Here is a 6,398-nt window from a genome sequence, read left to right as displayed (position 1 = left end):
CGCGCCCGCCGGCTGCGGTCAGGGCCGCCGGGTCGAAGGGCGTCAGGTCGGCCTCGCCGAGTTCGCGACGCAGGCGCTCGTCGAGATCGGGGTCGAAACTGGACAGGTCGAGGTTCATCGGGTGCCTCCTTCGGTGGCGGCGTGGGTACGGAGGGCGGCGAGGCCGCGAGAGGCGGCGCTCTTGACGGCGCCGACGGAGATGCCGAGTTGCTCGGCCACCTGGGCCTCGCTCATGTCGGCGTAATGGCGCAGGACGACGATCTTGCGCTGCTGCTCGGGCAGGGTGGCGAGGAGGCGCACGAGGCTGTCGCGGGCGTCTACCGTGCCACTTCCGTCTGGCCGCACACCCTCCGGCAACTCGCCGGAGGCGGTCTCCTTCCCCGTCTTGCGCCAGGTGTCGATGCGCTGGTTGACGATGATCCGGCGCGTGTAGGCCAGCGCGTCGTCGGTGCGGATACGCCCCCACGCGAGATAGGTCTTGAGCAGGGCCTCTTGCACGAGGTCCCGCGCGGCATGCGAATCCCCGGTGAGCGCATAGGCCATGCGCAGCAACGGGGTCTGGGCGGACGACACGAATGCGGTGAACTCCGCATCGCGCGTGGCCTTGGACGGTCCGAACACCTCACCCTCCTTCCTGGGTCATCCTCAGACACGGAGGGTGGCCCCGAAAGGTTGCCTGCCCCAACAGATTCAGGGCAGCGGCTGGGTCAGGGGCAGGGTGATCGTGCTCGCGCGGGTGTCGATCGTCATGGTCTTGCCGGCGGGCGGGCGGATGGTGAACTCGTGGTCGGACTGCAGGATCGTGACGCCGATGCGGTGGCCCTTGGCGATGACATGATCGTTGGCTTCGAGGTCGACCCGCACCCGCATGAACTGGCCCGGTGTGATCGCGTCGGTGCGCCAGAGGGAGTTGCGGTTCTGTGGGTCGGCCCAGCCCTGGGTGATCAGCGTGGCCATTCCGCGTGCGTTGAGGTCGAAGACGCCGATGCTCAGGTTGGCATTGCCCTGCCCGAGCGCGAGTCGCAGATCGGCGGACGCGAATCCGGAGAGCCGGGTGTTCGCCGTCAAGGGGGCGGTCGCAAAGGCGAGCCCGGTGGATCGCGTCGGCGACGTCGTGAACGGGATGAGGCTCTGCCTCGGATCGTCGGCGAAGGTGAGCAGGCGACCCGACGCGCCCGCGCGCAAGGTCAGATCGGCGAGGGTCGTGGTCCGGGCCGCGCTGCCGGGGAGGGGCCAATCGGCATACCGCGGCGAGGTGCCCTCGGGGGTCTCGATGATGGCGCGCGGGTCACTTTCGACGCCATTGCGCACTCCGAGCACATAGCGGGTGAACCAGCGGTTCTGTTCGTAGAGTGGCGGCGGCCCGCCGTGCCCCCACTGGTGCCAGAAGATCTTCGCCGGTGTGCCTTGGGCGCGCAGCGCGCGATACCAGAGCCCCGCCTGGCTGGGCTTGACATTCCAGTCTTGCAGTCCGTGCGCGACATACACCGCGGCCTTGACCCGGGAGACATCGGCGAGGTATGAGCGTTGAGCCCAGAAGGAGTTCAGATCCCCGGTGACTCGATCCTGTTGTCGCGCAAGGGTATTGATCACCGGCTTGCAGATCGCACGATTCGCCCGCGTGAGCACGAACTTCGCCAGGACATCGGCGTCTTCACCCTGGTAGCCCTCCGGCGCGACCACCGCCCCACCGGCCCGGTAGTAGCCGTACCAGTCCGAGATCGCCGAGATCGGGATGATCGCCTCAAGGCCCTCGACGCCGGTGGTCGCCACGGCATTGGGCAGGGTCCCGTCGTAGGACGTGCCGATCATGCCCACCCGCCCATTGCTCCATCCGGCAGCCACGGCCCGCCCGGACGCGTCCACCGCACTCGCGCGCCCGTTCAGCCAGTCGATGGCCGCCTTCGGGCCGAGGCTTTCGTTGGCTCCGCCCGTCGTGGGGCACCCAGTGGAGCCGCCGGTGCCGAGCGACTCGAACTCGACATAGCCGAAGCCCCGCGAGATCCACGTGGCCGCCGTCCAACGATCGAGCAGTTGGACACCACCGCCCGTCGCCCGCTCGTGCCCCGGCTGCCGGGCGCCCGCGCGCGTGTCGGGGTCGTAGAGGTCGTGGTCGACATTGTGGTTGGCGACGTCATTGACCCCCACCCAGTAGGGACTGGCCACCATGATCACCGGAACCCGCTGCGGGGCGTCCTTGGCCACGGCATACCGGATGTGCGCCCGGTCGGGCCGGCCGTCGTGGTCGGAATCCACGGGCACGCTCACCCACGCTTCCTTGACGATCCAGTCCGCCGCGCGCACGGCGAAGACCGGCTGGGCTTGGCCGTCCACGACGACTTGCGTGCGTATGCCGTCGCTCGCCCCCGTGGGCGCCGCACCGACCGTTGTCACGCCCACGCCCACCACGGCGGCCGTCGCGCCAGCCGCCCACACAGTCCGCTTCATGAGCCCACCCCTCCTCGGATCGACCTCAGCCACCCTAGTCAGGGAAGGCTGTCGGCACCTGTCGTTAGGCTCATGGACATCGTCAGCCGAGGAGATTCCATGTCTGTGCCCACCCGCTGATCGGCCGTTGTCACCGCGTCCGTTGGGTGGCCCAAATCGGCGGGCCGCCGTCACTGCACGTCTAGGACTTCGCCGGCCGGCATGTGCGCACGATCGCGGTCGACTATGCCTCGACCCACCCCATCGCAGGTCGGTCCGCGGGGACGGTTGTCGTCACCGGGCCCGACAAGGTCAGCCTTCGCGTGATCACCATCGCCACCGGGGCCGTGGCCTCGACCGTGCGCGGCGCACCGGCCGGCTGGGACGGTGACCCGATCAGGTGGTGGAGCAGCTCGGCGGTGCTGGCGTCGTGCCTGCATGACCTGACCAAGTCACTGGGCCCGGCCGACCTCGTGGCCTTCGCGAGCACGGGCGCGACCGTGCTGACCAAGGCCGGCCGCGACCACAACACCGATGTTCGCGGCTGGCGCACGTCGAGCCTGCCGCTCGTGACCTACGTGCCACCGGCCGGCGACCCGCTGACCTACGCACGCCTCAGCGCCGATGGCGCGCTGGCCACGGAAAAGCTCGGGCTCGCCGCGTCGGCGCAGCCGACTGTCCTGACCGTTGTCGGCTCTCAGGCCTACCTGCGGCACTCCTGGGATTCGACGCACCGCACCAGCGCGTGGGCGCGTTATGACCTGGGCACCAAGAAGCTGACCAGCCTCGGGCAGGTCGACAGCGCGTTGTCGTCAGCCCCTGAGTGAACGCGTCCGGGGGTGGGCGCGTCAGTCGTTGATCTCGCAGAGAACCGCGCCATTGGCGACGGTCGCGCCGACGGTGGCGCTCAGGCCGCTGATCGTGCCCGCCTTGTGGGCATTGATCGGCTGCTCCATCTTCATCGCCTCGAGGACGAGCACGAGTTCACCGGCGGCAACCTGCTGACCGTCGGCGACAGCCACCTTGACGATGGTGCCCTGCATCGGCGCGGTGAGGGAATCGCCCGACGCGGCCGCGCCGGACTTCGCACCACCGCTGCGACGCGGCGCCTTCTTCTTCGCGGCGGTAGCGCCGCCACCTCCACCTAACGACAGTGAACCGGGCAAGGAGACCTCCACGCGCTTGCCGCCGACCTCAACGACGATGTGCTGGCGCTCCTCGGCCTCGGGCGCATCGGCCGTCGTGCCGGCATACGGGGCGATGTCGTTGACGAACTCGGTCTCGATCCACCGGGTATGCGTGCGGAACTTCTCGGCCGGGTCCGCGGGGGCGAAGTCGGGGTTGGCGACAACGGCGCGGTGGAAGGGCGTCACCGTCGGCATGCCCTCGATGACGAGTTCGTCGAGGGCCCGGCGCGACCGCTCCAGGGCCTCCTGGCGGGTGCGTCCGGTGACGATCAACTTGGCGATCAGGGAGTCGAAGGCGCCGGCGATGGTGTCGCCCTCGACGATGCCGGCGTCCCAGCGCACGCCCGGTCCTTGGGGGATAACCATCGTGGTGACCGTCCCCGGAGCCGGCAGGAAGCCGCGGCCGGCATCCTCGCCGTTGATCCGGAACTCGATGGAGTGGGCGTGCGGCTCGGGGTCGGTGAAGCTGAGGGCCTCGCCGTTCGCGATGCGAAACTGCTCGCGGACCAGGTCGATCCCGGTGACTTCCTCGGTCACCGGGTGCTCGACCTGGAGACGGGTGTTGACCTCGAGGAAGGAGATATCGCCCTGCGGCCCGATGAGGAACTCGCAGGTGCCGGCGCCGACATACCCGGCGCCCTTGAGGATGGCCTTGGACGCGCGCAGCAACTCGGCGTGCTGCTCGTCGGTGATGAAGGGGGCCGGGGCTTCCTCCACAAGCTTCTGGTTGCGACGCTGCAGCGAGCAGTCGCGCGTCGAGACGACGACGACATTGCCGTGCATGTCGGCCAGGCACTGGGTCTCGACGTGCCGCGGGTGGTCGAGGAAGCGCTCGACAAAACACTCGCCGCGGCCAAAGGCGGTGACCGCCTCCCGGACGGCGCTGTCATACAGTTCGGGGATCTCCTCGATCGTGCGCGCGACCTTCAGGCCGCGGCCGCCGCCGCCGTATGCCGCCTTGATCGCGACGGGGAGTCCGTGCTCGGTCGCGAAGGCGACCACCTCGTCAGGGCCGCTGACCGGGTTCTTCGTGCCCGGCACGAGCGGCGCGTCGGCGGCCAGCGCGATGTGCCGGGCCTTGACCTTGTCACCGAGGGAGTCGATGGCCTCGGGTCCCGGGCCGATCCAGATCAGGCCGGCGTCGATGACCTTCTGGGCGAAAGGGCCGTTCTCGGCGAGGAAGCCGTAACCGGGGTGGATGGCGTTGGCCCCGGACTGGTGCGCGATGTCGATGAGCTTGTCCTGCAGCAGATACGAGTCCGCGGGCGTCGAACCGCCGAGGGCGTAGGCCTCGTCGGCGACCTTGACATGCAGCGCGTCGCGGTCCGGCTCGGCATACACGGCCACGGATCCGATGCCCGCATCCCGGCACGCCCGCGCGACACGGACGGCGATTTCACCGCGGTTGGCAATGAGGACTTTGGTGATCGTCGGCATGTTCGGGAGCCTAGCGGGCGGCCCGTCGCCGACGCGTCGATCCGCGGGTTAGGTGCGTCATAGGTGCCTACAGTGGGCCTATGACGCAACCGCACAAGGACCTGCGCGCCGGCTCGACCACGGTCGCCATCCCGCAACTCGGCTTCGGTGTCTGGCAGGTGCCTGACGACGAGGCGTTCATCGCCGTCGTCGAGGCGCTGGGTGTCGGCTACCGGCACATCGACACCGCGAAGCTCTATCACAACGAGACCGGCGTGGGCCGGGCGCTCGTCCAGTCCGGGCTACCGCGCGAGGAGGTCTTCGTGACCTCGAAGTTGTGGCCGACCGACTTCCCCGACGCCCGCTCCTCCTTCAACGCCAGCACCGAGCGGCTGGGACTCGATGTGCTCGACCTCTTCTTGCTGCATTGGCCCTTCCCGGAGCAGGGCCGCTATGTCGAGGCGTGGGAGATCCTGGTCGCGCTGCGCGGCGAGGGGCGCGTGCGCGCGGTCGGGGTGTCGAACTTCGATCCGGCGCATCTCGAGGCCGCAAACGCGGCAACGGGGGAGTATCCGGCGATCAACCAGATCGAGTTGCACCCCTACCTGCAGCAGCGCGAGTTGCGGGCCTTCCACGCCGAGCACGGGATCGTCACCGAGGCGTGGAGCCCGCTCGCGTCCGGCAAGCAGGTGCTCGACGACCCGGTCATCGGCGCGATCGCCGCCAAGCATGGGGTCTCGCCGGCGCAGGCGATCCTCGCCTGGCAGCTGGCGCTCGGCAATGTGGTGATCCCGAAGTCGGTGACCCCGAGCCGGATCGCGGAGAATTTCGACGTCTTCGGGATCTCCTTGGACGCCGAGGACATGGAGGCGATCGAAGGCCTGGACCGCGGGATGCGCACCGGCCCGAACCCGCTCGAGTTCAACGGCTGACGGCCCGTATGCCTGCGTCCACTCCGCCGCCCCCGCCGCGTCGCGCGGGCCGCGCCCGCCCGCGCTATGTCGACGCCGCGATCGCGGCCTCCAGCCTGGTCGCCCTGGTCGTGGTGATCTGGCTGATCTATCTCGCGCTGACCTGAGCCGCCTCCCGCGTATGCGCGCACCCGGGCGGTGAGCCGCCGATTGCGCCGTCGGATGATGCGCGGGCCGGTGGGGGCGCGGCGCCCACGCCGGGACATTGTCCGGTGTGTTGCCTCGAGCGCGGTGTCATGGTCGTCCAAGGGCCGGGCCAACGGGGCCTGGCGGGTCCAAGGGGAGATGAGCCATGAGGATGCGCAGATTCCGCACCACAGCACTCGCCGCGGGAGCGGCCATCCAGGCAGGGGCGACCAGCGTCGGGCCGGCCGGGGCCGCATCGGCCGGCGCAGCG

At 69.6% G+C, this 6,398-nt stretch carries 6 protein-coding genes; 3 read left to right on the top strand and 3 right to left on the bottom strand.

Going from position 1 to position 6,398, the window contains the following annotated elements:
• Positions 1–114: 114 nt before the first annotated feature.
• Together PKH97_RS12385 and PKH97_RS12380 are read right to left on the bottom strand one after the other, a co-directional pair.
• Positions 115–621 carry a SigE family RNA polymerase sigma factor gene (locus tag PKH97_RS12385; protein WP_324387784.1) on the bottom strand — a complete coding sequence of 169 codons (507 nt, stop codon included), beginning with the start codon at positions 619–621 and terminating at the stop codon, positions 115–117.
• Positions 622–690: 69 nt separating this feature from the next.
• Complete coding sequence (locus PKH97_RS12380; RefSeq protein ID WP_324387783.1) at positions 691–2,448, bottom strand: Xaa-Pro dipeptidyl-peptidase; 1,758 nt, start codon at positions 2,446–2,448, stop codon at positions 691–693.
• A gap of 203 nt (positions 2,449–2,651) precedes the next feature.
• Here PKH97_RS12380 and PKH97_RS12375 point away from each other — a divergent pair, with 203 nt between their 5' ends.
• Positions 2,652–3,254 (top strand): hypothetical protein, encoded by a 603-nt coding sequence (locus PKH97_RS12375; protein WP_324387781.1) that lies wholly within the window; start codon positions 2,652–2,654, stop codon positions 3,252–3,254.
• 21 nt (positions 3,255–3,275) lie between these two features.
• Here the strand turns inward: PKH97_RS12375 and PKH97_RS12370 are convergent, their stop codons facing one another.
• Positions 3,276–5,051: a biotin carboxylase N-terminal domain-containing protein gene (locus PKH97_RS12370; protein ID WP_324387780.1), complete on the bottom strand. Its 1,776-nt coding sequence runs from the start codon at positions 5,049–5,051 to the stop codon at positions 3,276–3,278.
• Between the two features lie 80 nt (positions 5,052–5,131).
• On the opposite strand from PKH97_RS12370, the gene PKH97_RS12365 reads away from it, so the two are divergent.
• Both PKH97_RS12365 and PKH97_RS12360 read left to right on the top strand, forming a co-directional pair.
• Positions 5,132–5,962: an aldo/keto reductase gene (locus tag PKH97_RS12365; protein WP_324387778.1), complete on the top strand. Its 831-nt coding sequence runs from the start codon at positions 5,132–5,134 to the stop codon at positions 5,960–5,962.
• 8 nt (positions 5,963–5,970) lie between these two features.
• Positions 5,971–6,108 carry a hypothetical protein gene (locus PKH97_RS12360; RefSeq protein ID WP_324387777.1) on the top strand — a complete coding sequence of 46 codons (138 nt, stop codon included), beginning with the start codon at positions 5,971–5,973 and terminating at the stop codon, positions 6,106–6,108.
• The last annotated feature ends 290 nt before the right edge of the window (positions 6,109–6,398 follow it).

The sequence above is a fragment of the Nostocoides sp. genome, from assembly GCF_035343835.1.
Taxonomy (GTDB): domain Bacteria; phylum Actinomycetota; class Actinomycetes; order Actinomycetales; family Dermatophilaceae; genus Nostocoides_A; species Nostocoides_A vanveenii.
Note: the sequence above shows the minus strand (reverse complement) of the source record. Positions and strands in the feature narration are given on the sequence as shown.

Coding starts and splice junctions, on each gene's coding strand:
- PKH97_RS12380 (WP_324387783.1), bottom strand. CDS start 2,448: ATGAAGCGGACTGTGTGGGCGGCTGGCGCGACGGCCGCCGTGGTGGGC.
- PKH97_RS12370 (WP_324387780.1), bottom strand. CDS start 5,051: ATGCCGACGATCACCAAAGTCCTCATTGCCAACCGCGGTGAAATCGCC.
- PKH97_RS12365 (WP_324387778.1), top strand. CDS start 5,132: ATGACGCAACCGCACAAGGACCTGCGCGCCGGCTCGACCACGGTCGCC.
- PKH97_RS12360 (WP_324387777.1), top strand. CDS start 5,971: ATGCCTGCGTCCACTCCGCCGCCCCCGCCGCGTCGCGCGGGCCGCGCC.